Source organism: Denitrificimonas caeni, from assembly GCF_905120345.1.
Taxonomy (GTDB): domain Bacteria; phylum Pseudomonadota; class Gammaproteobacteria; order Pseudomonadales; family Pseudomonadaceae; genus Denitrificimonas; species Denitrificimonas caeni_A.
The window spans coordinates 737,363-758,109 of the sequence record NZ_CAJHOA010000001.1 but is presented as its reverse complement, the minus strand read 5'-3'; the positions used below and the strand labels follow the sequence as shown (position 1 = coordinate 758,109).

Here is a 20,747-nt window from a genome sequence, read left to right as displayed (position 1 = left end):
AATGTTTAAGCACAGTATGCAGGTCCTAACTGCAGCTGCTTTAGGTATCGCGTTGATCAGTTGCTCATCCAGCAACACTAAAGGTCCGCCGCCGCCGCAGCCGGTTACTCGTGATGGCTCGATTAGCGGTCCGGTTAATTTTAAGCAGCCGGGCAGTGATGGTGCACCTTGGTGGACCGTTGATGTATCCGGCATTCCTGATGCTGTACCTATGCCGCATTTAGGTAATTATAAAGCGGCCCCTTATACCGTGATGGGCAGTCGTTATTTCCCTATCCAAGATGCTCGCGCTTACAAAGCGACAGGCACAGCATCTTGGTATGGTACGAAGTTTCATGGTCTGGATACCGCCAATGGTGAAACCTTTGACTTATATGGCATGACTGCTGCGCATAAAACTTTGCCATTACCCAGTTATGTCAAAGTTACGAATTTAGAGAATGGCCGTAGTGTCACACTGCGCGTCAATGATCGCGGTCCGTTTTATTCTGACCGAGTGATTGATTTGTCTTTTGCTGCGGCAAAAAAACTGGGTTATGCAGAAAAAGGCGTCGCTCGCGTCACGGTTGAAGGCATTGATCCACACGAGTGGTGGGCTGCACGTGGGAAAAGTGTACCTATGGCCAGCACGCCTTATATCGCCGCTCAAGCCAAACCTTTAAGTTTGCCGGCGTTGTCGCAAGAGTCTGAAGTGTATATGCCCCCCGTTGAGCAGCACGCCGGAGCGGTATTCCCTACACAAGTCGACTCAAAAAAAAACGATTCGTTATCAGTCGCTGGCCTCTATCTCCAAGTCGGAGCCTTCGCCAATCCCGACGCTGCGCAACTGCTGAGGGACAAGCTGAGTATGCTGACCAGTGCGCCGGTGTTTATCAGTTCAGTGGTACGCAACGAGCAGGTATTGCACCGCGTACGTATGGGGCCGGTACCCAATCAAAACGAGGCTGAACATTTACGTGATCGTGTTCGCTTAGCTAATCTGGGTCAACCTGCTTTGGTGTCTGCAGAGTAGTTGCTGTCTGTGTTGTGGGGCGCTTGTTGCGTACACTATTAGCATTAGCGCAGTAAATGGATCTTACCGTTTGTCTTTATAAAATTGAGAGTTGTATAAAAATGAGTCAGTTTTTACAAAAGCTTTGTTTCAGTGCCGTTGTTGTTTGCGCGGCAAGCTATGTTAGTGCTGCAGATGTACCTACACCCAATGCGGTACCGACAGCAGCAACAGCACCGATGGTTATTCCTGCCATGCCAGAGTTAGCTGCTAAATCCTATGTGCTGTTGGATGCTGCCAGCGGTAAGGTTTTAGTTGAACACAATGGTGATGAGCGTTTGCCGCCTGCGAGCTTAACCAAGCTGATGACTGCTTATATTGCTACCAAGGAAATTCAACGGGGACAGATATCTGAGCAGGATTTAGTCACAGTCAGTGAAAAAGCGTGGCGCACCGGCGGCTCACGGATGTTTATTGATGTGGGCAAGCAAGTGTCTGTTGATGATTTGCTGCATGGCATTATTATTCAATCAGGCAATGATGCCAGTGTTGCTTTGGCTGAACACATTGCTGGTAGCGAAGAAGCCTTTTCTAGCATGATGAATACGGCAGCAACACGTTTGTATTTAGACAATACGCAATTTATGAATGCGACTGGATTGCCCTCTGAAGAACATTACTCTTCAGCCCATGATATGGCTAAGCTGGCGCGTGCGATTATCTACGAAGATCCGCAGCATTACTCTATTTATGCACAGAAAGAGTTTCTCTGGAATGGTATTAAGCAGCCTAATCGTAACTTACTGCTATGGCGTGATAAAACCGTTGATGGTTTGAAAACAGGTCATACTGATGAAGCCGGTTATTGTCTAGTGGCGTCTGCCGTACGCGATGATATGCGCTTGATTTCTGTGGTCTTTGGTGCGTCTAGTGAAGCAGCTCGAGCGGCAGAAACGCAAAAATTACTGACCTATGGTTTCCGATTTTTTGAAACGAGAACCTTCTATAAAAAAGGCGTAGAGCTTGCTGATAGCAAGGTCTGGAAGGGTGAAAGTTCGCAAGTTAAAGTGGGCTTGGTCGAGGATTTAATCTTAACCCTGCCGCGTGGCCAAGTACAAAAAATGGCTGCAGCGATGATCTTGGATGAAAGTGTGGTCGCGCCGGTTAAGCGAGGCGATCGTCTTGGTAGGGTCGAGGTGCGTTTAGGTGATGAAATTGTGCATACTGCCGATTTAGTCGCGTTGCATGATGTGGAAGAGGGTGGTTTTTTCAGCCGTTTGCTTGATACCATTCGTATGTTTTTTTACAGCCTATTTAACTAAAGGTTGACTGTTCAGCGCATCACTTGCAGTGCACTATAGGGTGTCTGCAAGGCTGACCAAGAGTCGACTTAGGTATAATAAAGATGGTTTTACCCAAGCCGTCTACCGCAAGAGCCAAAAGCTCGGAGTTGAGATGACCGAAGAAACTGTGCAACAACCGCCCAAAATTGAATTTCCCTGCGCCAATTACCCTATTAAAATTATTGGTGACAGCTGCGATACCTTTATTGACATAATTATTGAAGTATTGCAGCGCCATGCGCCAGAGGTCGATGCAGAGTCTATTACGCGACGTGATAGCAGCAATGGTCGCTTTTTATCTGTACAAGTACATATTCATGCGCAGAGCATTGAGCAGTTGGAAAGTATTAATCGTGAGTTACGCGAAACAGGCGTTGTGCGCATGGTGCTTTAATGCCCAGATCCGTTGTGATTCGCCAGCTCGGTTGTGTGGCCTATGAGCCAACGTGGCATGCCATGCAACACTTTACCCAGACACGTGATGCCGACACTGTTGACGAGATATGGCTGCTTGAGCATCCACGTGTCTTTACTCAAGGGCAAGCCGGTAAGGCTGAGCATGTTTTAGCTGCTGGCGATATTCCGGTGGTTCAAGTCGATCGTGGTGGTCAAGTGACCTACCATGGTCCAGGACAGTTGGTTGCCTATATCTTAGTGGATGTGCGCCGTGCCGGGCAGGGTGTACGTGATTTAGTCACTAGCATCGAAAACAGTTTGATTGAGCTGTTAAGTCAATATGGTGTGAGTGCACAAGCTAAACCAGATGCGCCAGGTGTGTATGTGGCGGGTAAGAAAATTGCTTCTTTAGGCTTGCGTATTCGTCGAGGCTGTTCCTTTCATGGCTTGGCCTTAAATGTCGATATGGATTTACAGCCGTTCCAGCGGATTAATCCCTGCGGCTATGCCGGGCTGCAAATGACCCAATTGTGTGATGAGACGCGGCACTCTATAGACATATCGGACGTCAGGATCCGTTTGCGTGATGCCCTCGTCTCACATCTTAAATTCAGTGAATATATAACCCTTACCGATGGGATTGAATACCATGAGTAATCAAGAAGCTCCAGTCAGCGCTAAACCCGCTAAAGTTGAAGTAGGTGTGAAGTTACGCGGTGCAGAAAAGTTAGCGCGTATCCCAGTGAAAATTATTCCTACAACTGATGTGCTGCGCAAGCCTGATTGGATTCGTGTGCGCGTGCCGGTATCGCCGCGCGTGGAAGGTATTAAGCAAACTTTGCGTAAGCACAAGTTACACAGCGTCTGTGAAGAGGCCTCTTGTCCTAACTTGGGTGAGTGCTTCTCCAGTGGCACTGCGACCTTTATGATTATGGGTGATATTTGTACCCGTCGCTGTCCATTCTGTGATGTGGGTCATGGTCGTCCCAATCCTTTGGACGTGAATGAGCCACATAATTTAGCCGCTGCTATTGCCGACATGAAGCTAAAGTATGTGGTGATTACCTCGGTTGATCGTGATGATCTGCGTGATGGTGGTGCTCAGCACTTTGCTGATTGTTTGCGTGAAATACGTGCCTTGGCACCGGGTGTGCAATTAGAAACCTTGGTTCCAGACTACCGTGGCCGTATGGATATCGCGCTGGAAATTACTGCTACTGAGCCGCCCGATGTGTTTAATCATAACTTGGAAACTGTACCGCGCTTATACAAAGCGGCACGTCCGGGTTCTGATTTTGAATGGTCATTAGATTTGCTCGAGCGCTTTAAACAGCTGGTGCCGGGAGTGCCGACTAAATCAGGTTTGATGCTTGGTTTGGGCGAAACTGATGAAGAAGTTATCGAAGTGATGCAGCGCATGCGTGAGCATGATATCGATATGTTGACCTTAGGTCAGTATTTGCAGCCCTCGCGCGACCATATGGCAGTGCAACGTTTTGTACATCCTGATGTGTTTGCTTGGTTTGCCGAAGAAGGCCTTAAAATGGGCTTTAAGAATGTTGCATCAGGTCCTTTGGTGCGCTCATCGTATCATGCTGACCAACAGGCGCATGAGCAACTCAACTAAGATGCAAAAACCCCGCATCCGGTGCGTTATCGGATACGGGGTTTTAGGTCTAACGCTATAATCTATTTGTTCTAAACACGCCTACGTAAGTCAAATTCGCGCAGGCGTGTTTAGATTAACGCTCTAAATACTGTAACTTATTAGCAACGCCATCCCACTCTTCAGCATCCGGCAATGGATCTTTCTTTTCACTGATATTTGGCCAGATATCGGCTAAATCTTTATTGATTTCAGTGTATTCTTGCATATCTTCAGGCACTTCATCCTCTGCATAAATGGCAGCAGCAGGGCATTCTGGCTCGCACAGCGCGCAGTCAATGCACTCGTCTGGATGAATGACCAAAAAATTTGGGCCTTCATAGAAGCAATCCACAGGGCAGACTTCTACGCAGTCTGTGTATTTGCATTTAACGCAGTTATCAGTGACAACGAAGGTCATAACGAGCTATCTCCTAGGCGTATAACTTGAACTCTATCTGTGCAGAGTTTACAAGTAAAGTTGTGTGCGCTGTCATGATACAACGCAATAAATAAATAAAAGGTTAGCAATACTAACAGCTTGCGGCTAGGCAGGGTTAGATCTGCGACTTCCAAGCATATAACAGATCAAGCGCCTGCCGAGGCGATAGCTCGTCTGGATTGGTGTCTTGCAATTCTAGCAGCAGGTGATGCGGCTGCGTAGCGAATAAGTCACTTTGTATCGGACGCTGCGTATCGCTGCTCGCCGTATGCTGAGCTTGCATTAAACTGCTGTCTTCCAGATGTTTAAGATGCTCACGTGCACGTGCAATTACTGTCGTTGGTACACCCGCCAGTTGTGCTACGGCCAAGCCATAGCTTTGGTTGGCCGGTCCGTTGCGCACGTTATGCAAGAAGACAATACGATCCTGGTGTTCTGTGGCGCTAAGGTGCACGTTAGCCACACTGCTTAAACGCTCGGGTAATGAGGTTAGTTCAAAATAGTGGGTGGCAAACAAGGTCCACGCTTTAAGTTCGGCTAATTGCTCGGCGGCTGCCCAAGCTAAAGAGAGGCCATCAAAGGTACTGGTACCCCGTCCGACTTCGTCCATTAATACCAAGCTATCAGCTGTTGCATTGTGCAAGATGTTTGCGGTTTCACTCATTTCAACCATAAAGGTTGAACGACCGCCAGCCAGGTCATCACTGGAACCGATTCGGGTGAAAATACGGTCGACCAGTGACAATAAGCACTGCTGTGCGGGCACAAAGCTACCAATGTGTGCCAGTAGTACAATCAAAGCGGTTTGTCGCATGTAGGTGGATTTACCACCCATGTTTGGTCCGGTAATAATCAACATACGCGTGGCATCGTTCATGCTGACATCGTTGGCAACAAAAGGAGTGGTCAGTACATGCTCAACCACTAAGTGGCGACCTTGCTTGATATCGAGTAATGGCTGCTCAGTAAACTGTGGGCGACATAGATCAAGCGTCAGTGCACGCTCGGACAGGTTGCTGATTACATCAAGCTCGGCTAGAGCCGCAGCGCTTTCTTGCAGTGGCGCGATATGACTAATCAGGATATCTAGCAGTTCATCATAGAGCTGTTTTTCTCGCGCTAAAGCACGGCTTTTCGCCGACAGAGCTTTATCTTCAAAGGTTTTTAATTCTGGAGTGATAAAGCGTTCAGCACCTTTTAGTGTTTGTCGGCGCAAATAATCAGCGGGAGCTTGCTCTGCTTGTTTGGTGGGTATTTCAATAAAGTAACCATGTACTCGGTTATAGCCTACTTTGAGGTTGGCGAGACCGGTGCGTGCTTTTTCGCGGGTTTCTAAATCGATTAAATACTGACCTGCAGTTTCACTGATGGTCAGCAGTTCATCCAGTTCGGCGTCGTAACCGAGTTTCAATACGCCGCCTTCGCGAATTACCGCCGGAGGGTTATCGATAATGGCACGACTGAGCGTATCGGATAACTCAGGGTAGACGCCAATTGCTGTGGCCAGTTGCTGAATGCGGGCAATATCCAGATCAGCGAGTACTTCTTGTAAAACAGGTAAAGCATTCAACGCATCACGTAAGCGAGCTAAGTCACGAGGACGAGCACTGCGTAAACTGATGCGCGCTAAGATTCGCTCAATATCACCAATATCTTTTAATGCAGGTTGCACGTTCTCAAAATGGTAATCATTGAGTAGGTAGGCAATGGCATCTTGGCGTGCTTCGAGTACTGTCTGCTGGCGCAAAGGCCGATTGAGCCAGCGACTGAGCAAACGGCTACCCATGCTGGTCTGACAGCGATCAATCACTGATTGCAAGGTGTTATCACGGCCGCCAGAGAGATTTTTATCCAGCTCTAAGTTGCGACGGGTTGCGGCATCGAGTACTACGGTTTCGCTGATACGTTCATGAAAGAGACTGCGAATATGCGGTAGGGCGGTGCGCTGAGTTTCTTTCGCATAATTTAATAAGCAGCCGGCAGCACCAATCGCTAAAGACAGTTGTTCACAGCCAAAACCTTTTAGATCTTGTGTGGCAAATTGCTGACATAACGCTTTGAGTGCGCTGTCGTAATCAAAATCCCAAGGAGCGCGACGCTGATTGCCACGACGTCTTTCCAATGCCGTCGGCGCTGACCAGTCGTCTGGAATAAGAAGTTCTGCAGGGTTGATACGCTCCAGTTCGGCAAGAACATTCTCTTCATTGTGCAGTTCTTGCACGCTAAAACGGCCGCTACTGATATCTAAAACCGCTAAACCGAATAAATGATCGGTACCCAGTAAGGCGGCCACCAGATTGTCACGACGATCATCCATTAAGGCTTCATCGCTGACCGTTCCTGGGGTGAGAATACGCACCACTTGCCGATCGACAGGCCCTTTAAGGGTGGTGGCAGGGTCACCGGTTTGCTCGCAAATGACCACTGATTCGCCAAGGCTGACTAAGCGGGCGAGGTAACCTTCGGCGGCGTGAAATGGAATGCCGGCCATGGGGATCACGCTACCTGCCGACTGTCCTCGCGATGTCAGCGTTATATCCAGCAGTTGCGAGGCTTTTTTCGCATCGTCATAGAAAAGTTCATAAAAGTCACCCATGCGATAAAACATGATTTGATCAGGGTGTTGGTTTTTTAACCGCCAATACTGCTGCATCATCGGCGTATGCTTACTTAAATCTTTAGCACTCATAATGAACTGACTCAATAGCGTTGCAAAAGTACTAGTCTAGCGGATTGAGCAAAAAATTTATGCAGTGCCACGCCCAGTTGCCGTAAAAGTGCTGATTAGGCATGTTAAGTTAAGACAAATTTAGGTGTGCAGTAGTGATTTACAGCAAAATAGGGGCATGCAAGATGAGTGATGACATTGAACAGGCTAAAGAGCGCGCCGATGACAGTCTTGAATATGAAAAGGCGCAAGGAGGTTTGCAAGCTGATGATCCGTTGGCGGCGATCAAAGCTTTGCGCTTAGAGCAACTAGCCGTGTGCCGTTTAAAAACGACGCAAGAAATGCAACGTATGCGTGATAAAACGCAAAGCAATAAAGATGATGCAGCAGATTAATGGCTTTTTCGTTTGGGCTTGACTTTTTTAAGCCTGTTGCAATGTAGGCTGTAGCAAGCGCGAGGCCCAACTCGTTGTCATAAGCTGTGACTGCGACAACGAGTTGAGCCTTCTAAGTCATTGGGGCGGACAGAGCTTGCAGCAGTGCTGCTTGGCTATGTAGCATCCCGAACCACCAAGCTCTTTGCTAAGCCAATAGCTTTTGAATCTCTTCTACCTTGGCTACTTTCCCTTCAATAACGATTTCATCATCAATCGCCAGTGCCGGGGTGCGCATAATGCCCGCGTCAATAATGGCATTGGTGTCGGTTATTTTTTCAACGCGGTATTCAATACCTTTCGCGCTCGCAGCTTCTTCTACATTGGCTGTAAGTTGAGTGCATTTGGCGCAGCCGCTGCCATAAATAGTAAATTTCATTGTGTCTCCTCGTGTTGCTATCGATTGAACTGATGTAATCACCACCAGTTGCCATAAATAAAACCAGTAACCGTGGACATCACGACAACCAGTGAGCAATAAACCACGGTTTTTTGCGTGCCCAGTATGGTGCGAATCACTAGCATATTGGGTAAAGACAGTGCTGGGCCTGCTAAGAGCAAGGCCAATGCGGGTCCTTTACCCATGCCTGCACCCATAAGTGCCTCTACGATAGGCACTTCAGTGAGTGTAGAGAAGTACATCAGTGCGCCCAAGACCGATGCAAGAATTGTGGAATTCAGGCTGTTGTCACCCACGGCCATAGCAACCCACTCTGAAGGAATGATTCCTTCGTGGCCTGGACGACCCAAGGCAAAGCCAGCAATAAAGACTCCACCGAGCAGTAAGGGTAGAATTTGCTTGGCAAAATCCCAGCTCTGAAGCGACCATTCACGGTCTTGCTCGCGTGACGCTGAAATGAGCATCAAGCCGGCAATGCCGATAACAAAGGGCAACTCAGGTGCACTGGGTGCGATCATTGCGGTTAGTAGCACCACTGCAGCTAGAATCAATAACTGCAGCTTTGGCCACTGCCAGCGCCAAACCAATAGCCCAGCTAAAGCGGCGCTAAGCAACGCGGTAATCTGCCACTTCCATTGGTAAATTTGCATCCAGATTGCGCTATCTGCTGCCGCCCAGTTAGCGAATACCAGTATGCCAACCATCAGGGCGAAGAAAAGCACAATTGCGCTCATAGGTTTATCGAGTTCTTCACCACTAAAACCACGAGTGTTTTTAACCACTCGCTGCGCCTCTTCCTTACGGTAGATCAAGTGCATAATGGCGCCGATCACTACAGCAAACAGAATGGCGCCGAGCGCACGAGCAAAGCCCATTTCCGCGCCCAGCACTTTGGCGGTGATAACAATGGCCATAATATTAATCGCTGGCCCAGAATAAAGAAAAGCGATTGCTGCGCCTAAACCAGCACCACGCTTATAGATGCCACCGAACAGGGGCAGTACAGTGCACGAACAAACCGCCAGTAAGGTGCCTGATACCGAGGCAACGCTAAAGGCCACTACCTTGGGCGCATCCGGTCCAAGGTAGCGCATGACCGCACCTTGGCTGATATATGTCGACATTGCTCCAGCAATCAAAAATGCCGGCAGCAAACATAAAATAACGTGTTCTCTAGCGTACCAATGGGTTAAGCGCACAGCTTCCAGCACGGCATTATCGAAACGCGCAGTGCCGGCGGGAATGAAATAAATCAGTAGAAAGACAGCCAGCATAAGCAACAGCAGGTTGGTTTCACGAGCGTTGCTGCTATATAGCTCGCGCAATCGTGTGTTCATCTAAACGCTCCTTGAAAGAGGTAACAGTTAACGTACTTCTGTTATGCAGACGAACACAGGGCGAAAAGGATGCAGTAAATTATTATTTAGCGAGGTACGTGACAGCAAACGTTGCCGTTTTCATCAAACTGAACTTGGCAATTCACGATGATTTGTGCTTTTAAGCGTTTGCGAGCACGAAGTAGGCGGGATTTTACTGCGCTGAGGGATAGGCTATGTTGTTGTGCGTAATGCTTTTGGGTTTGACCCTGTAGATCGCATTGCTCGATAACGCTTTTATCCTCATCTGGGAGTTCTGTTAGATTGCGTAGCAAGCAGGCTTCTAATTTGATAATGGCAGATGGCTCGTCGTTATTGAGCGGTAGGGCTACATTAGGATCAAGCTCAACAAAGGTTTTTGCGGTGCGTAAGTGATCGATTAAAAAGTTACGCGTGACACGAAATAACCACGCTCTGGGGTTTTTCACCGCGCAGAACGCATCGCCTTGTCGCGTCAATTTCAAGAAGAGTTCTTGAAGTGCATCATCAACCTCATGTTGATTTCCGATGCGCACCAATAGAAAAGCGCGCAGTTCGTGTTCGTGCGTATGCCAAGCAGTCAAGATGCAATGAGGTGTCATATCAGAGCGCATTCCATTAAATAAAAGCGGCACATGAGTTTTTCTGAATGGTAGTTGAGAGTCCGTGGTTTCTCTATTAGTAGGCTCAATCGGCGACGCCATGTCTGTTGCGCAGCTGCAGTAGTGCCAAACCAGCCACCAGTAAACCGAGGATTGCCAGCCCCCATTGCGATAAGGTTGGAATGCCGACGGGTTTTGCTTTTAGTCTCAAGACAAGATGTAGGGTAGATTCCTTTTGGATGTTGTAATCTGCAAGTGTGCGACCATCTTCCAATTGTTTGCCAGCAAAAATTAAACGCTGCTGTGCGGGTGAAATACCCTCCTTGTCTTCTATTTTAGCTTTGACGTTGTCGATTGAGTCACTGGACTCAACTTCCAGCACGATAGTCTTTCCAGTCAGCGTTTTGATGAAAATTTGCATAGCAAATGCATTATTACCCGCTAAAGATAGCCCAATCAATATTGCTAGCTGGGGTATAAGTTGGCGGGCTCTGTAAGAATACCCGCCGGCCGTGCATCGCTTCTGTTTTGCTTTGGATCTACGTGAGTTTGTATCCGCTAGGAATCTCAAGCTTACTGTTGATTCCTTCGCTACTCTTAAGGTCGGTTCTACTAAAGCAAACAAAAAGTGCATAAAAGTCATGTGGCATGTTCCGGAGGGTGAGGTGGCAGTAAGTCTTTATTAATAAAGATTAAGCGTTAGGAGCGCGGGGAGTGTCAAATTTTTGCGTCAGTACAATCAAGGAAGGGCTGACTTGGCCGTACACATGTTTTGCGTGTGAGGCGTAAAGGGTTTTACTTTTTTATGATGAAATGATTATTAAGGCTAAATTATAGACATAAAAAAGCCCCTAAGTCCGAAGACTTAAGGGCTAAAGAAATTGGTGCCTCGGGGGAGAATCGAACTCCCACGTTGTTACCAACGGTGGATTTTGAATCCACTGCGTCTACCAATTCCGCCACCGAGGCATGGCGCGAGATTATAGAGAGGGTTTGCACATCGGTCAAATGATTTCGCATGGTCAGATGCAAATATTTCCGTTAAGCTTTGCATCCTCATTATTAACGACCACTATTATGCGCGTTGCACACTTCCAATTTGACTTACCTGATGAGCTGATTGCTCGATACCCACTGGCTGAACGCCGATCCAGTCGTTTGCTGGTGTTGGACGGACCGAGCGGTGCGATTGCCCATCAACACTTTACAGATCTGCTCAGCTATCTACGCCCTGGCGATTTAATGGTGTTTAACGATACCCGAGTGATACCGGCGCGCTTGTTTGCTAAAAAAGCCACCGGCGGCAAACTTGAGGTGTTAGTTGAACGTGTATTGGATAGCGATCGCGTGCTGGCACATGTCCGTGCTAGTAAAGCGCCGAAGGTCGGCAGCACCATTAAGCTGGACGATGGTGCGCAAGCAACTTTATTAGCGCGTCACGACAGTCTCTTTGAATGGCAATTTTCTGAGCCAGTATTGCCGCTGCTTGAGCGTATTGGTCATATGCCGTTGCCTCCTTATATGGAGCGCGCCGATGAGATAGATGATCGTGAGCGTTATCAAACTGTGTATGCCGAGCACGCTGGTGCTGTTGCGGCGCCAACTGCTGGACTGCATTTCGATGATCCGATGTTGGCCAGCATTCGTGAGCTCGGTGTAGAAACAGCCTTTGTGACCTTGCATGTGGGAGCAGGAACCTTCCAGCCGGTACGTGTTGAGCGTCTAGAAGATCATCAGATGCACCATGAGTGGCTGCAGGTCTCGCCGGACGTGGTTGATGCGGTTGCTGCCTGTAAAGCGCGTGGTGGGCGTGTCATTGCGGTGGGTACGACCAGTGTGCGTTCGTTAGAGAGCGCCGCGCAAGCAACAGGCGAAATTCAGGTCTTTGCTGGCGAAACCGATATCTTTTTATTCCCCGGGCGTCCATTTCATGTGGTTGATGCATTGGTCACTAATTTTCACTTATCCGAATCAACGTTGCTAATGCTGGTTGCGGCCTTTGCTGGCTATCCAGAGACCATGAATGCTTATCGCAGTGCCGTCGAGCAGCGTTATCGTTTCTTCAGTTATGGCGATGCCATGTTTATTACGCGCAATCCACAGCCGCGCAGCCCTAAGGAGTAATGCATGTCTTTTATGCAGTTTGATTTATTAGCGACCGATGGTCGTGCGCGCCGTGGGCGTTTAACGTTTCCGCGTGGCGTAGTGGAAACTCCTGCCTTTATGCCGGTGGGCACCTACGGTACTGTTAAAGGGATGTTGCCGCGTGATATCGAAGCGATTGGCGCGCAGATGATTTTAGGTAATACCTTTCATCTATGGTTACGCCCTGGTACTCAGGTGATTCAGGAGCACGGCGATTTACATAATTTTATGCAATGGAAAGGTCCTATTCTGACTGACTCCGGTGGTTTCCAAGTCTTTAGCTTGGGCGCGATGCGTAAGATTAAAGAAGAGGGCGTGTACTTCTCTTCGCCAGTGGATGGTGCCAAAGTTTTTATGGGGCCAGAAGAATCCATGCAAGTGCAGCGTGAGCTGGGCTCTGATGTGGTGATGATCTTTGATGAATGCACGCCGTATCCTGCCGATGTGGCAACGGCTGAAAAATCGATGGAGTTGTCATTGCGCTGGGCTAAACGTTCAAAAATTGCACACGGTGATAACCCCTCGGCTCTCTTTGGTATTGTTCAGGGGGGGATGCATGAAGACTTACGTTTACGTTCTTTAGAAGGGCTGTGCGAAATCGGCTTTGATGGCTTGGCCATTGGTGGTTTGTCGGTGGGCGAGCCAAAAGAAGATATGATTCGTATCTTGGACTTTTTACCGCAACATATGCCGCCGGAAAAGCCCCGCTATTTAATGGGTGTTGGTAAGCCTGAAGATCTCGTTGAAGGCGTACGCCGCGGTATTGATATGTTTGACTGCGTGATGCCAACGCGTAATGCGCGTAACGGTCACTTGTTCATCGATACTGGGGTGATTAAAATTCGTAACGCCACGCATCGACATGATGATTCACCTCTCGATGCGGCCTGTGATTGCTATACTTGCCAAAATTTTTCCCGCGCCTATTTGCACCATTTAGATAAGTGCGGAGAAATGCTGAGTAGCATGCTCAATACAATACATAATTTGCGACACTATCAGCGTCTAATGGCGGGTTTACGAGAGGCTATCCAACAAGGTACATTGGGCGACTTTGTTGATGGGTTTTACGCGCGACGTGGCTTGCCTACGCCGCCGCTTAATTAATAACGGACACTAATGTCTTTATGTAATGGGAGTTGTTCATGAGTTTCTTTATTTCTGCTGCTTATGCTGACACTGCTGCTGGCGCACCTCCAGGTGGCGAGTACATGCAGTTTATTTTGCTAGCTGGTTTTTTGGTGATTTTCTACCTGATGATCTGGCGTCCACAGGCTAAGCGTGCCAAAGAGCATCGCAACTTGGTCGGCGGTTTGCAAAAAGGTGATGAAGTTGTGACCAGTGGTGGCATTGCTGGAAAAGTGATTAAAGTAGCTGATGACTTTTTAGTGATTGAAGCTTCAGATACTGTTGAGTTAAAAATTCAAAAAAGTGCAGTGATCGCAGCATTGCCAAAAGGCACTTTAAAAGCTATTTAAACAGTTTTTTGTGACGGGCGGTTGCGCTCAAAGGTGACTCGTTATCAACCTTTGAGCTGCACTGCCCGATTTGCGTTATATTCAATTAGTTTTGGCCGTATTTATTGTGGCCATATAAGCGGGCGGTGTCATGCTCAACAAGTATCCTTTATGGAAGTATCTGCTGATTGTAGCGATTCTATCCATCAGTTTTATTTACTCTGCGCCTAACCTCTATCCAGATGATCCGGCGATTCAAGTGACCGGTGCTAGCAGTGCATTACAGATTGAACAAGCTGATCTGGATCGTGCTACCGCTGCGTTAACAGCGGCTGGGATTGACGTTAAGAGTGCAGCCTTAGAAACACGTGGCGGATTGGTGCGGTTATTGCGCCGTGATGATCAGTTGCCGGCTAAAGATGTCGTACGTAAAGCCTTGGGTGATGAGTATGTTGTTGCATTGAATCTTGCAGCAACGACGCCTCAATGGTTACGTAGCCTTGGGGCCAACCCGATGAAGCTCGGTCTCGACTTATCCGGTGGTGTGCACTTCTTACTTGAAGTGGATATGGAAAAAGCTATTTCTGCACGTATTAAAGTGCACGAAAGCGAAGTAAAGACTATTTTGCGTAAAGAGCGTGTCCGTTATCGCAGCTTGCCAAGTATTGAGAATGGTATTCAGCTTGGTTTTGACGATACCGCGACTTTAACTCAAGCACGAGCCTTGATTCGTAAAGATTTTGCTGATTTTGAAATGACTACTGCTGAGCGTAATGATAAGCCGGTACTGCGCTTAGTCTTGTTGCCAGCGAAAATTACCGAAATTCGAGAGTACTCAATTAAGCAAAACTTAACCACGGTGCGTAACCGCGTCAATGAGTTGGGTGTTGCTGAGCCGCTGGTACAGCGCCAAGGTGCTAACCGTATTGTCGTAGAGTTACCTGGTGTACAAGATACTGCAGAAGCTAAGCGTATTTTGGGTAAAACGGCCAACCTTGAGTTCCGTTTAGCTGCTGCGGCAGATGCGCCCCGTGCAACCACAGAGATGTATGAGTTCCGTGAGGAAGGTCGTGCGCCTGTAGCGCTTGAGCGTAGTGTGATTATCACTGGCGATCAGGTGACTGATGCACAGGCCAGCTACGATGAAAATGGTCGACCACAAGTGAATATCCGTTTGGATGGTCACGGTGGCGAACTGATGAATCGAGCTACGCGTAATGATATCGGCAGCAGTATGGCCGTTATCTTTATCGAACAACGACCCACCACGCGCTATGTGCGTGAGATGGTTGATGGTGTCGAAAAAGAAGTTGCAGTACAGACCTTTAAAGAAGAAAAACGCGTGATTAGCTTAGCGACGATTCAGTCGGCGCTCGGCAGCCAGTTTCGGATTACCGGTCTGGATGGTCAAGGCGAATCGTCTGAGCTGGCGCTGTTATTGCGTGCCGGTGGTTTAGCGGCACCGATGTACTTTGCTGAAGAACGCACCATTGGCCCAAGTCTCGGTGCTGAGAATATTCAGCTCGGTGTACAAGCGGCACTATGGGGCTTCTTGTTTGTCGCGATCTTTATTGTCTTGATCTACAAAGCCTTTGGCCTGCTGGCGACAGTGGCACTGAGTCTGAATATGGTCAACTTGTTGGCGATGATGTCACTGCTTGGTGCAACATTAACCTTGCCGGGTATCGCCGGTATCGTTTTGACCATGGGTATGGCGGTGGATGCGAACGTGCTGATTTTCTCGCGGATTCGTGAAGAAATTGCCAATGGCATGTCGGTACAGCGCGCTATTCATGAAGGTTTTGATAAAGCCTACTCAGCTATTATTGACGGTAACTTAACAACGCTTTTGGTCGGTGCGATCCTGTTTGCAATGGGGACCGGTCCAATTAAAGGCTTTGCTGTGACCTTATCGCTGGGCATTATTACTTCAATGTTCACTGCAATTATGGTGACACGTGCCATGGTTAACCTGATTTATGGTGGCCGTGACCTCAAGAAGTTGTGGATTTAAGGATGTGGCTAGCATGAAACGTGTAATTAACTTTATGGGCGCACGCTATATAGCGTTTGCCTTCAGCTTGATAATGGTTCTAGCCTCGTTTGGCAGCTTAGCTGTTAAAGGTCTTAACTTTGGCTTGGACTTCACTGGCGGTACGCTAATTGAACTCAATTATGAGCAAGCGGCCGACTTAAATAAAATTCGCAGTCAGTTACAAGGTGGTGGTTACCCTGACGCCGTCGTGCAGAGCTTTGGTGCGGTCAATGATGTGCTAGTACGTATGCCTGGTGATGATCCGGATTTGGGCAATCAAGTGGCGCAGGTATTACGTCAAGACGCGGCGAGTCAAGTAACCGTTAAGCGTGTTGAGTTCGTTGGTCCTGCGGTGGGAGAGGAGTTGCGTGACCAAGGTGGTTTAGGCATGTTGCTGGCCTTAGCTGGAATCATGCTGTATCTGGGTTTTCGTTTTCAGTGGAAATTTGGTGTCGGTGCGATTGTTGGCTTGTTCCATGATGTGATTATCACTTTGGGCGTGTTCTCATACTTTCAGTTTACGTTTGACCTGACTGTATTGGCTGCGATTTTGGCAATTATTGGCTACTCGCTTAACGACACAATTGTGGTGTTTGACCGTATTCGTGAGAACTTCCGTTTCTTACGTAATACGCCATTGATCGACAATATCAATATTTCTACCACGCAAACACTATTGCGTACCTTGGCAACGTCGATTTCCACATTATTGGCGGTGGGCGCATTGCTGGTGTTTGGTGGTGATAACCTATGGGGCTTCGCGTTTGCGTTGTTTATTGGGATTACCGCAGGTACCTATTCCTCTGTGTATATCGCCAGTATTTTCTTGATTTGGCTGAATCTGACGGTAGAAGATTTGATACCGCCAGTGAGTACTGAAGAGGTGGATGAAACGCCCTAATCGAATTACGTATTTATACGATTAAAAGCCGTGCAGGTATGAACTTGCACGGCTTTTTGCTTTCTAATACTTTGTGACTAACAGTTGCTTGAGAGAAGTATAGAATGAATAAGTCAATGTTGATTGGTAGTGTGTTGGGTGCAGTTGCTGTGACGGCCACGGGTGGTTATGCCACCTACAATATGATGAGTGGACCGAGCTACGCAGAAGTTGTAGCTGTTAAGCCAATTAAAGAAACCGTGAAAACACCACGTCAAGAATGTCGCGATGTGACGGTCACCAAGCGTAAACCGATTAAAGATAGTAATCGTGTTGTTGGTACCGCGGTGGGTGCAGTCGTCGGTGGTCTGCTAGGTAACCAAGTGGGTGGTGGTAATGGTAAAAAAGTAGCGACTGTTGCAGGCGCTGTGGGTGGTGGCTATGCGGGTAATAAAACCCAAGAGCATCTACAGCAGAACAATACCTACACAACCACTGAGCGCCGTTGCAATACGGAATACGACATCAGTGAAAAAGTTGCCGGTTATGATGTCAGTTATGAGTTAGATGGTAAAGTTCGTACCGTGCGCATGGATGATGATCCAGGGCGTCGCTTGGAGCTGGATGAGCAAGGCCGCGTTATTTTATCGCAGGTTGTGCGTTAATTGGTCTGACATCAAACGTTGAATTGAAATAAAAAAAGCGCCTAGAAGGGCGCTTTTTTGTGAGCAGCAAATAAGCGCTGGCTTACTTAAAACTTCTTGGTATAAAAGGTTGAATCGTAGTTAGAACCGCTTTAAAGCATTTTGGGCCGCCTGCAACAACGTGGCCGCCGTCTAAAAAGTCGTAACCGCCATTGAAGTCACTGATCAGGCCGCCGGCTTCTTGAATTAATAAAGCACCTGCGGCGATATCTGACTCGGATAAACCGTGTTGCCAGCACGCGTCATAACGGCCTGCTGCAACATAGGCTAAGTCTAAGCTTGCGGTGCCCGCGCTGCGAATGCCGGCCGACTGCACTGCGAGATCTTTGAACATAGATATATAGTTGTCCATGTGTTCAAGTTGGCCTTCATGAAATGGAAAGCCGGTCGCTAATAGTGCGTTATCAAGGGTTTTGCGTTTGCTGACGCGCATACGGCGACCGTTAAAGGCTGCGCCACGACCGCGGCTTGCAGTAAATTCTTCTTGACGAACAGGGTCAATGATTACTGCGTGCTCAACACGGCCGCGATATTTGCAGGCGATGCTTACAGCAAAATGGGGTACGCCGCGAGTGAAGTTTGTTGTGCCGTTGAGAGGGTCAATAATCCACTCATAATCAGCGCCTTCACCTTGACCGGCAATGCGACCACTTGCTTGAGCGTTAATGCCGTGATCAGGATGGGCTTTAAGAATTGCCGTAACAATGGCTTGTTCAGCTGCACGATCAATCTCGGTGACGAAATCTTTTGCGTCTTTCTCGCTAGCCGAGATCGTGTCTAAGCGTTCAATCGAACGTACAATTAATTCACCCGCGCTACGAGCAGCGCGCAGCGCGATATTCAGCATAGGCTGCATGAAAAGTCACCGGAGGTTGTTAAAGAAGAATATAAATTCTAACAGAAACTAAAGTATATGTGTTCGCCAGTAGGGTTCTTTTTCGTGGCGTGATTGCAGAGGCTTCGGTAAGCTTGTGTTCTTTGCTTTAATAACCTGTCTTTAGATAGAACCTTGGAGAGCCTTGTGCTGGAAAAAATTCGCGTGGTTTTAGTCAACACCAGTCACCCAGGCAATATTGGTGGTGCTGCCCGAGCGATGAAAAACATGGGGCTTAAGTCCTTAGTCTTAGTCGACCCTGAGAAATACCCACACCGTGATGCGAATTCTCGAGCGGCGGGTGCCGATGATATTTTAGACAATGCGCGAGTGGTTGCGACTCTAGAGGAAGCGCTTGAAGGCTGCAGTGTGGTCTTGGGGACCAGTGCTCGTGATCGACGTATTCCTTGGCCATTACTTGATCCGCGCGAAGCGGCGGCGACCTGTCTACACACCTGGCAGGCTGATCATCAGGCTGAAGTTGCTTTGGTCTTTGGTCGTGAGTATGCCGGTTTAACCAATACTGAGTTGCAGCGCTGTCAGTACCATATCCATATTCCGTCAGATCCAGAGTTTAGCTCTTTAAACCTTGCCACCGCTGTGCAAGTGTTGAGTTATGAGGTGCGTATGGCATGGCTGCAAGACACCAATCAGCCGACGCACATGCCTGAAGTTGAGGCGACCGGAATGCTCGGCACCGCGCCGGCGACCCATGACTCTTTAGAGATGTTTTATCAGCATTTGCAGCAAACGTTGATTGATATTGATTTTCTTGATCCGGCTAAACCGCGGCATTTAATGGCGCGGCTGCGGCGTATTTTTGCCCGCAGTCAGTTGAAGAAGTCTGAAGTAAATATTTTACGTGGTATTTTGACCGAGACGCAAAAAGCCGCACGTGGTGAGCATATCCAACGCCGAGGTGAGCATGTTTAAAGGTATTCGTGAAGATATTCAAAGTGTATTTCGACGGGATCCAGCGGCACGTAATGCCTTTGAGGTATTAACCTGCTACCCCGGTTTGCATGCGGTTTGGTTGCATCGTTTGGCGCATGGCTTGTGGGTACGTAATTGGAAGTGGCTGGCGCGAATGGTGTCCAACTTGGGGCGCTGGTTGACCGGTATTGAGATTCACCCTGGCGCGAAAATTGGTCGTCGTTTTTTTATTGACCATGGTATGGGTATTGTTATTGGTGAAACCGCAGAGGTCGGTGACGATGTGACGCTCTATCAGGGCGTTACCTTAGGCGGCACCAGCTGGAATAAAGGTAAGCGTCACCCAACTTTAGAGGATGGTGTGGTAGTCGGGGCAGGCGCTAAAGTGCTGGGGCCTTTTACTGTGGGTGCTGGTGCTAAAATTGGTTCGAATGCCGTGGTGACTAAAGCTGTGCCTGCCGGTGCGACTGCGGTGGGTATCCCAGGGCGTATTATTGTTAAGGCGACTGATGAGCAAGAAGCAAAGCGACAGGCGTTGGCTGAGCGTTTTGGCTTTGATGCTTATGGTATGAGTCAGGATATGCCTGACCCAGTTGCACGTTCAATTGGTCAAATTCTTGATCATTTAGAGGCAGTTGAAGAGCGTCTTGAAGATATGTGCGATGCCATGCATAGGCTTGGCAGTGATTATCAAGGTAAGAAACTGCCTGAGTTGCCTGATACAGCTTTTCCCTGCTCGGATGAAAGACCGCTAGTGGATGGTAACGATAGCGAATCGGTCGCGGATAAGTAATCCGTATGCGCGAGGGCACACTTGCTACGGACTGTTAGAATGTTTGCCTGTTTAATCCTGAGTAATTTAATCAGGATTAATACTTGACCTGTTTAGTGGGTTATAGCATAATTGTTGTTAATACTTACTTACAGCGGTATTTATTTTATGCGACTGACAACCAAGGGCCGCTATGCCGTGACAGCGATGCTTGACTTGGCATTGAATGCGCAAGACGGCCCTGTGCCTCTTGCCGATATTTCTGAGAGGCAAGGTATTTCGTTATCATACCTTGAGCAGTTATTTGCCAAGTTGCGCCGTGGCGCTCTGGTGAGTAGTGTCAGAGGTCCGGGTGGTGGTTATCAGTTGGCGCATGAGCCTGCTGATATTCAAATCGTTCAAGTTATAGATGCGGTGGATGAGTCAGTAGATGCGACGCGCTGTCAAGGTCAAGGTGACTGTCAGGGTGGCGATGAATGTTTAACCCACCGTTTGTGGTGTGATTTAAGTAAGCAGATACACGATTTTTTAAGTGGTATTAGCTTGGCGGATTTAGTTGCGCGCCAAGAAATTCAAAAAGTTGCATTGCGTCAGCATCAGAATCAGCGCGCAGCAAACAAAATTCAGGCGTCCACTCTTGAGTGAATAAGGCGCAGACCGTGAGGAGAGTT

22 protein-coding genes and 1 tRNA gene are annotated in these 20,747 nt (G+C 48.2%); 15 read left to right on the top strand and 8 right to left on the bottom strand.

From position 1 onward, the window contains the following. Window position 1 precedes the first annotated feature (1 nt). The 5 genes from JYJ62_RS03530 to lipA all read left to right on the top strand — a co-directional run bounded on the left by JYJ62_RS03530 (window position 2) and on the right by lipA (window position 4,357). Window positions 2-1,012 carry a septal ring lytic transglycosylase RlpA family protein gene (locus JYJ62_RS03530; RefSeq protein ID WP_232365701.1) on the top strand — a complete coding sequence of 337 codons (1,011 nt, stop codon included), beginning with the start codon at window positions 2-4 and terminating at the stop codon, window positions 1,010-1,012. 95 nt (window positions 1,013-1,107) lie between these two features. Then, the gene (locus JYJ62_RS03525; protein ID WP_420042816.1) at window positions 1,108-2,313 is read left to right on the top strand and encodes a D-alanyl-D-alanine carboxypeptidase family protein; all 1,206 of its coding nucleotides are present in this window, start codon (window positions 1,108-1,110) and stop codon (window positions 2,311-2,313) included. 133 nt (window positions 2,314-2,446) lie between these two features. Next, complete coding sequence (locus JYJ62_RS03520) at window positions 2,447-2,728, top strand: DUF493 domain-containing protein (protein WP_205340785.1); 282 nt, start codon at window positions 2,447-2,449, stop codon at window positions 2,726-2,728. Continuing rightward, a complete protein-coding gene (lipB, locus tag JYJ62_RS03515) occupies window positions 2,728-3,387 on the top strand; it encodes a lipoyl(octanoyl) transferase LipB (protein ID WP_205340784.1) in 660 nt (219 codons plus the stop codon). Before JYJ62_RS03520 ends, lipB begins: the two co-directional genes overlap by 1 nt. Beyond that, window positions 3,380-4,357, top strand: a complete 978-nt coding sequence (lipA, locus tag JYJ62_RS03510) for a lipoyl synthase (RefSeq protein ID WP_205340783.1) — start codon at window positions 3,380-3,382, stop codon at window positions 4,355-4,357. The genes lipB and lipA overlap by 8 nt, the downstream gene beginning before the upstream one ends. Before the next feature lie 115 nt (window positions 4,358-4,472). On the opposite strand, the gene fdxA is transcribed toward lipA, so the two are convergent. Further along, window positions 4,473-4,796, bottom strand: coding sequence for a ferredoxin FdxA (fdxA, locus tag JYJ62_RS03505; protein WP_205340782.1), 324 nt, complete (start codon window positions 4,794-4,796; stop codon window positions 4,473-4,475). Between the two features lie 136 nt (window positions 4,797-4,932). Further along, window positions 4,933-7,506: a DNA mismatch repair protein MutS gene (gene mutS, locus JYJ62_RS03500; RefSeq protein WP_205340781.1), complete on the bottom strand. Its 2,574-nt coding sequence runs from the start codon at window positions 7,504-7,506 to the stop codon at window positions 4,933-4,935. A gap of 164 nt (window positions 7,507-7,670) precedes the next feature. Between mutS and JYJ62_RS03495 the strand changes: the two genes are divergently transcribed. After that, the gene (locus JYJ62_RS03495) at window positions 7,671-7,880 is read left to right on the top strand and encodes a hypothetical protein (protein WP_205340780.1); all 210 of its coding nucleotides are present in this window, start codon (window positions 7,671-7,673) and stop codon (window positions 7,878-7,880) included. Window positions 7,881-8,067: 187 nt separating this feature from the next. On the opposite strand, the gene JYJ62_RS03490 is transcribed toward JYJ62_RS03495, so the two are convergent. The 5 genes from JYJ62_RS03490 to JYJ62_RS03470 form a co-directional block, all read right to left on the bottom strand. Further along, the gene (locus JYJ62_RS03490; protein WP_205340779.1) at window positions 8,068-8,298 is read right to left on the bottom strand and encodes a thioredoxin family protein; all 231 of its coding nucleotides are present in this window, start codon (window positions 8,296-8,298) and stop codon (window positions 8,068-8,070) included. A 38-nt stretch (window positions 8,299-8,336) separates the two neighbouring features. After that, window positions 8,337-9,656, bottom strand: coding sequence for a permease (locus JYJ62_RS03485; protein WP_205340778.1), 1,320 nt, complete (start codon window positions 9,654-9,656; stop codon window positions 8,337-8,339). An 86-nt stretch (window positions 9,657-9,742) separates the two neighbouring features. Beyond that, on the bottom strand, window positions 9,743-10,276 hold the full coding sequence (locus JYJ62_RS03480; RefSeq protein WP_232365699.1) for a sigma-70 family RNA polymerase sigma factor: 534 nt from the start codon (window positions 10,274-10,276) through the stop codon (window positions 9,743-9,745). A gap of 85 nt (window positions 10,277-10,361) precedes the next feature. Continuing rightward, window positions 10,362-10,919 (bottom strand): ubiquitin family protein, encoded by a 558-nt coding sequence (locus JYJ62_RS03475; protein WP_205340848.1) that lies wholly within the window; start codon window positions 10,917-10,919, stop codon window positions 10,362-10,364. Window positions 10,920-11,158: 239 nt separating this feature from the next. Continuing rightward, window positions 11,159-11,245 (bottom strand) — tRNA-Leu (locus tag JYJ62_RS03470). Window positions 11,246-11,353: 108 nt separating this feature from the next. Here JYJ62_RS03470 and queA point away from each other — a divergent pair. The 6 genes from queA (at window position 11,354) to JYJ62_RS03440 (ending at window position 17,458) form a co-directional block, all read left to right on the top strand. Continuing rightward, the gene (queA, locus tag JYJ62_RS03465) at window positions 11,354-12,400 is read left to right on the top strand and encodes a tRNA preQ1(34) S-adenosylmethionine ribosyltransferase-isomerase QueA (RefSeq protein WP_205340777.1); all 1,047 of its coding nucleotides are present in this window, start codon (window positions 11,354-11,356) and stop codon (window positions 12,398-12,400) included. Window positions 12,401-12,412: 12 nt separating this feature from the next. Next, window positions 12,413-13,528 carry a tRNA guanosine(34) transglycosylase Tgt gene (gene tgt, locus JYJ62_RS03460; protein WP_205340847.1) on the top strand — a complete coding sequence of 372 codons (1,116 nt, stop codon included), beginning with the start codon at window positions 12,413-12,415 and terminating at the stop codon, window positions 13,526-13,528. Between the two features lie 38 nt (window positions 13,529-13,566). Further along, the gene (gene yajC, locus JYJ62_RS03455; protein WP_205340776.1) at window positions 13,567-13,899 is read left to right on the top strand and encodes a preprotein translocase subunit YajC; all 333 of its coding nucleotides are present in this window, start codon (window positions 13,567-13,569) and stop codon (window positions 13,897-13,899) included. 130 nt (window positions 13,900-14,029) lie between these two features. Further along, window positions 14,030-15,892: a protein translocase subunit SecD gene (gene secD, locus JYJ62_RS03450; RefSeq protein ID WP_205340775.1), complete on the top strand. Its 1,863-nt coding sequence runs from the start codon at window positions 14,030-14,032 to the stop codon at window positions 15,890-15,892. Window positions 15,893-15,905: 13 nt separating this feature from the next. Beyond that, the gene (gene secF, locus JYJ62_RS03445; protein WP_205340774.1) at window positions 15,906-16,814 is read left to right on the top strand and encodes a protein translocase subunit SecF; all 909 of its coding nucleotides are present in this window, start codon (window positions 15,906-15,908) and stop codon (window positions 16,812-16,814) included. Window positions 16,815-16,918: 104 nt separating this feature from the next. Beyond that, complete coding sequence (locus tag JYJ62_RS03440) at window positions 16,919-17,458, top strand: glycine zipper 2TM domain-containing protein (protein WP_205340773.1); 540 nt, start codon at window positions 16,919-16,921, stop codon at window positions 17,456-17,458. 82 nt (window positions 17,459-17,540) lie between these two features. On the opposite strand, the gene JYJ62_RS03435 is transcribed toward JYJ62_RS03440, so the two are convergent. Further along, a complete protein-coding gene (locus tag JYJ62_RS03435; protein WP_205340772.1) occupies window positions 17,541-18,353 on the bottom strand; it encodes an inositol monophosphatase family protein in 813 nt (270 codons plus the stop codon). A 165-nt stretch (window positions 18,354-18,518) separates the two neighbouring features. Between JYJ62_RS03435 and trmJ the strand changes: the two genes are divergently transcribed. From trmJ to iscR, 3 genes are all read left to right on the top strand, one after another. Continuing rightward, complete coding sequence (trmJ, locus tag JYJ62_RS03430) at window positions 18,519-19,304, top strand: tRNA (cytosine(32)/uridine(32)-2'-O)-methyltransferase TrmJ (RefSeq protein ID WP_205340771.1); 786 nt, start codon at window positions 18,519-18,521, stop codon at window positions 19,302-19,304. Continuing rightward, window positions 19,297-20,097 (top strand): serine O-acetyltransferase, encoded by an 801-nt coding sequence (cysE, locus tag JYJ62_RS03425; RefSeq protein ID WP_205340770.1) that lies wholly within the window; start codon window positions 19,297-19,299, stop codon window positions 20,095-20,097. The genes trmJ and cysE overlap by 8 nt, the downstream gene beginning before the upstream one ends. A gap of 147 nt (window positions 20,098-20,244) precedes the next feature. Continuing rightward, window positions 20,245-20,721, top strand: coding sequence for a Fe-S cluster assembly transcriptional regulator IscR (gene iscR, locus JYJ62_RS03420; RefSeq protein WP_205340769.1), 477 nt, complete (start codon window positions 20,245-20,247; stop codon window positions 20,719-20,721). The last annotated feature ends 26 nt before the right edge of the window (window positions 20,722-20,747 follow it).

What these genes read in the sequence shown, in the direction of transcription:
- JYJ62_RS03530 (WP_232365701.1), top strand. Translation starts at nt 2, where the DNA reads ATGTTTAAGCACAGTATGCAGGTCCTAACTGCAGCTGCTTTAGGTATC.
- JYJ62_RS03520 (WP_205340785.1), top strand. Translation starts at nt 2,447, where the DNA reads ATGACCGAAGAAACTGTGCAACAACCGCCCAAAATTGAATTTCCCTGC.
- lipB (WP_205340784.1), top strand. Translation starts at nt 2,728, where the DNA reads ATGCCCAGATCCGTTGTGATTCGCCAGCTCGGTTGTGTGGCCTATGAG.
- lipA (WP_205340783.1), top strand. Translation starts at nt 3,380, where the DNA reads ATGAGTAATCAAGAAGCTCCAGTCAGCGCTAAACCCGCTAAAGTTGAA.
- fdxA (WP_205340782.1), bottom strand. Translation starts at nt 4,796, where the DNA reads ATGACCTTCGTTGTCACTGATAACTGCGTTAAATGCAAATACACAGAC.
- mutS (WP_205340781.1), bottom strand. Translation starts at nt 7,506, where the DNA reads ATGAGTGCTAAAGATTTAAGTAAGCATACGCCGATGATGCAGCAGTAT.
- JYJ62_RS03495 (WP_205340780.1), top strand. Translation starts at nt 7,671, where the DNA reads ATGAGTGATGACATTGAACAGGCTAAAGAGCGCGCCGATGACAGTCTT.
- JYJ62_RS03490 (WP_205340779.1), bottom strand. Translation starts at nt 8,298, where the DNA reads ATGAAATTTACTATTTATGGCAGCGGCTGCGCCAAATGCACTCAACTT.
- JYJ62_RS03485 (WP_205340778.1), bottom strand. Translation starts at nt 9,656, where the DNA reads ATGAACACACGATTGCGCGAGCTATATAGCAGCAACGCTCGTGAAACC.
- JYJ62_RS03480 (WP_232365699.1), bottom strand. Translation starts at nt 10,276, where the DNA reads ATGACACCTCATTGCATCTTGACTGCTTGGCATACGCACGAACACGAA.
- JYJ62_RS03475 (WP_205340848.1), bottom strand. Translation starts at nt 10,919, where the DNA reads ATGACTTTTATGCACTTTTTGTTTGCTTTAGTAGAACCGACCTTAAGA.
- queA (WP_205340777.1), top strand. Translation starts at nt 11,354, where the DNA reads ATGCGCGTTGCACACTTCCAATTTGACTTACCTGATGAGCTGATTGCT.
- tgt (WP_205340847.1), top strand. Translation starts at nt 12,413, where the DNA reads ATGCAGTTTGATTTATTAGCGACCGATGGTCGTGCGCGCCGTGGGCGT.
- yajC (WP_205340776.1), top strand. Translation starts at nt 13,567, where the DNA reads ATGAGTTTCTTTATTTCTGCTGCTTATGCTGACACTGCTGCTGGCGCA.
- secD (WP_205340775.1), top strand. Translation starts at nt 14,030, where the DNA reads ATGCTCAACAAGTATCCTTTATGGAAGTATCTGCTGATTGTAGCGATT.
- secF (WP_205340774.1), top strand. Translation starts at nt 15,906, where the DNA reads ATGAAACGTGTAATTAACTTTATGGGCGCACGCTATATAGCGTTTGCC.
- JYJ62_RS03440 (WP_205340773.1), top strand. Translation starts at nt 16,919, where the DNA reads ATGAATAAGTCAATGTTGATTGGTAGTGTGTTGGGTGCAGTTGCTGTG.
- JYJ62_RS03435 (WP_205340772.1), bottom strand. Translation starts at nt 18,353, where the DNA reads ATGCAGCCTATGCTGAATATCGCGCTGCGCGCTGCTCGTAGCGCGGGT.
- cysE (WP_205340770.1), top strand. Translation starts at nt 19,297, where the DNA reads ATGTTTAAAGGTATTCGTGAAGATATTCAAAGTGTATTTCGACGGGAT.
- iscR (WP_205340769.1), top strand. Translation starts at nt 20,245, where the DNA reads ATGCGACTGACAACCAAGGGCCGCTATGCCGTGACAGCGATGCTTGAC.